The 2,593-nt window shown below is 64.2% G+C and carries 1 protein-coding gene; it reads left to right on the top strand.

Annotated features, from left to right (window positions below; genetic code table 11):
• Positions 1-696 precede the first annotated feature (696 nt).
• Positions 697-2,427, top strand: a complete 1,731-nt coding sequence (locus QZZ60_RS11175) for a penicillin-binding protein activator (protein ID WP_295641420.1) — start codon at positions 697-699, stop codon at positions 2,425-2,427.
• The last annotated feature ends 166 nt before the right edge of the window (positions 2,428-2,593 follow it).

The raw sequence follows: 2,593 nt of genomic DNA, 5'->3' as shown, positions 1-2,593 counted from the left end.
CGGGTCCGTCCCGCACTTTTTTGGGGAAACGGGAAGCGCTCTTTCCACCTCTTCCCATGTTTTTTTTCGCCCCGTTCCCCACGTTCCCTCAGTCAGCCCGCAGGTCTCTCTGCTCTCACCTTGCCCCCTCACCTTGCCCCCTCCCGCGGCGCAGGCTGAACCCGTCCGCTCAATCCGGGGCAGCGCCCCGCGAATCCTGCCTGTTCCCCTTCTCTCCCCGGGGCGCGGGCCGCGCCTCTTCCACTTGGAGGAGGATCAGGGTAGAGTCGAATGAAGGGCAGGAAATTCAGCAAGGAGGGAATGCATGGACCTGATGGACAGACTGGGCACGGTTCTGATCATCGTTCTGGCGCTGTTGGCCGTCATGCTGCTGCGCCGGGGCGGAGGCACGACGTCGTGCTGATTCCGGGTGGATCCCATGCGGATGCGTGACATTCGCGAAAAGATGGAAGCGGCGGAAAAAAAGAAAGAAGACGGAAGCGGGCAAAAGAGCTGACTGCGCTCTTGCTCTCACGTGCAAGCTGGCTTATGCTCAAGGCTCCGGGCGTCATGACGCCCGGAGCCTTTTTTCCCGGAACGGTTTCGTTGCCCGGCAGGACGGCGGGCATGCTGATCATCGTCCGTCGTTTTTTCTCACGGCGAGCCTTTCCGGCAATCCGGTGAGCCTCTTCGCCCAGACGCACAAAGGATACCGCCATGAGACCCCGTTTTCGCATCATTCTTCTTCTCACATTGTGTCTCGCCCTGCTTTCCTCCGGCTGTTCGCTTCTGGAAAAGCAGAAACTGCCCTTCCAGAGGCAGGACGAAGTCACCATCTGGGCCAACGGCATAGCCGGACTGCCCGGCGTGGAGCAGGGGCGCAGAGCCGAAATGGTGTGGAAGAATCCCTCTTCCTCGCAGGCGCTCAAGCTGCGGGCGCTTTCCATAGCCGCCAGCCGCCCCGGCAGGCAGGGCTATCCCGCCCGCAAGGAACTGGCCGCACTGTATGCCAAGGCCGCGCCCGAACAGCGCGCCGCATGGGAAACCATGTACTGGACCGACCTTGACGGCATGGACAGCGACACGCTGAAAAAGCTGGCCGCCTCCGTTTCGGCCGAGCAGGAAAGAAGTTTCCCCTGGAATCTCGTCATGCTCAAGGCCGCCCGTCGCGGACTGCTCACCGATTCTTCCTCCGTGCTTTCCCGTCTGTCCAATCCCATGCTCTACGCCGCGCCCGCCATGCTCGGACTCGGCGAGGCGCCCGTTGCGGCGCCGAGCAGCACCATAAGCGTGGCGCTCGTCATCCCGCAGACCGGTTCCGCCTCGGCTCTCGGCCGTCAGGTGGCGGCCGGCGCGCAGGCCGCCGTGGACGATCTGCGTCTTTCCGGCAAGAACGTCGATCTGCGCATCATCGACACCGGGCTTACCGGCTGGCAGCAGGCCGTGCAGAGTCTGCCTCCGCAGTTCGTCATGGTGGGCGGCCCGCTCATTCCGGGACGCTACAAGGCCGTGAAGGATGCCGCCTCGGGACGTGCGCTCTTCTCGTTCACCGCATCGCTTCCTTCCGGCGACGAAGGCGTGAAGGCCTGGCGCTTCTTCGCCAGCGCCGAAGATCAGATACAGGCGCTGCTCGACGCGGCCTCCTCCCTCGGCATCAATTCCTTCGGCGTGTTCAGCCCGGGCGACTCCTACAGCAAGCGCATGAGCGGCCTGTTCATGCAGGAAGCCTCGGCGCGCGGCTATGCCGTGACCTCCGGTTCCTACACCGCAGGCAAAATGAACGCCTGGCCCAAGGAAGCCGGCGCCTTCGTGAAGACGCAGGTCGGCGCGCAGCGCGGCAGCATTCCCGTGGCCACGGCCGACTTCCAGGCCATATTCCTGCCCGACAGCTGGAAGAACATGGACATGCTCGTATCCAGCCTGCACTACAGCGGCGCTCAGAACAGACTCATGATGGGCACCTCAATATGGGAACAGAGCCTCGGTCCCACCAGTCACAGCAACGCCGCCACCTTCGCGCTCACCATCTTCCCCGGCGTGTGGAACGACCGGCTTTCCGGCCCCGGCGTGACGGCCTTCCGCAACGCCATGGCCGCCAAGAATCAGCGTACCGACGACTGGTCCGCCCTCGGCTTCGACTTCGTGCGCATGGCTGCGGCGCTTGATCTGCAGCCCGGCTGGACGAGCGGACAGCTCAACCGCGCGCTCTCCTCCGGCCCCCGCATGGACTGGGCCGGCGCTCCCATGAGCTGGGACGGCTCGGGCAAGGCCAGCCGCAAGCTCTTCATCTTCCAGCCTTCCTCCACGGGACACATCCCGGCCGACATGCAGAAGCTCAGAGACCGGCTCGCTTCGGGCGATCTCTCCGTTTCCGAGCCCGACGCCCCCGCCGCGCCTCAGCGTCCCGTGAGCTTCGACGCGCTCGTCGACTCCCTCAGCAAGGAATGATCTTCTTTCCTACGCCCCTCGGTCCGGCACCCGCCTTCCCATAAAGACGGATGCCGGACGGGGACTTGCGGCCGCCTTCGTTGCAGCATACAAAAGACCCGAAGCGTGCAGGCCTCGCAGACCGCAAAGCGTGTCCTGCCATGACGGGACACCATGAACGAACAAC

This window comes from uncultured Mailhella sp., from assembly GCF_905187505.1.
Taxonomy (GTDB): Bacteria; Desulfobacterota; Desulfovibrionia; order Desulfovibrionales; family Desulfovibrionaceae; genus Mailhella.
This window is presented reverse-complemented; position numbering and strand designations above follow the sequence as displayed.

Excerpts from the sequence above, each read along its gene's own strand:
- QZZ60_RS11175 (WP_295641420.1), top strand. The coding sequence starts at position 697 with ATGAGACCCCGTTTTCGCATCATTCTTCTTCTCACATTGTGTCTCGCC.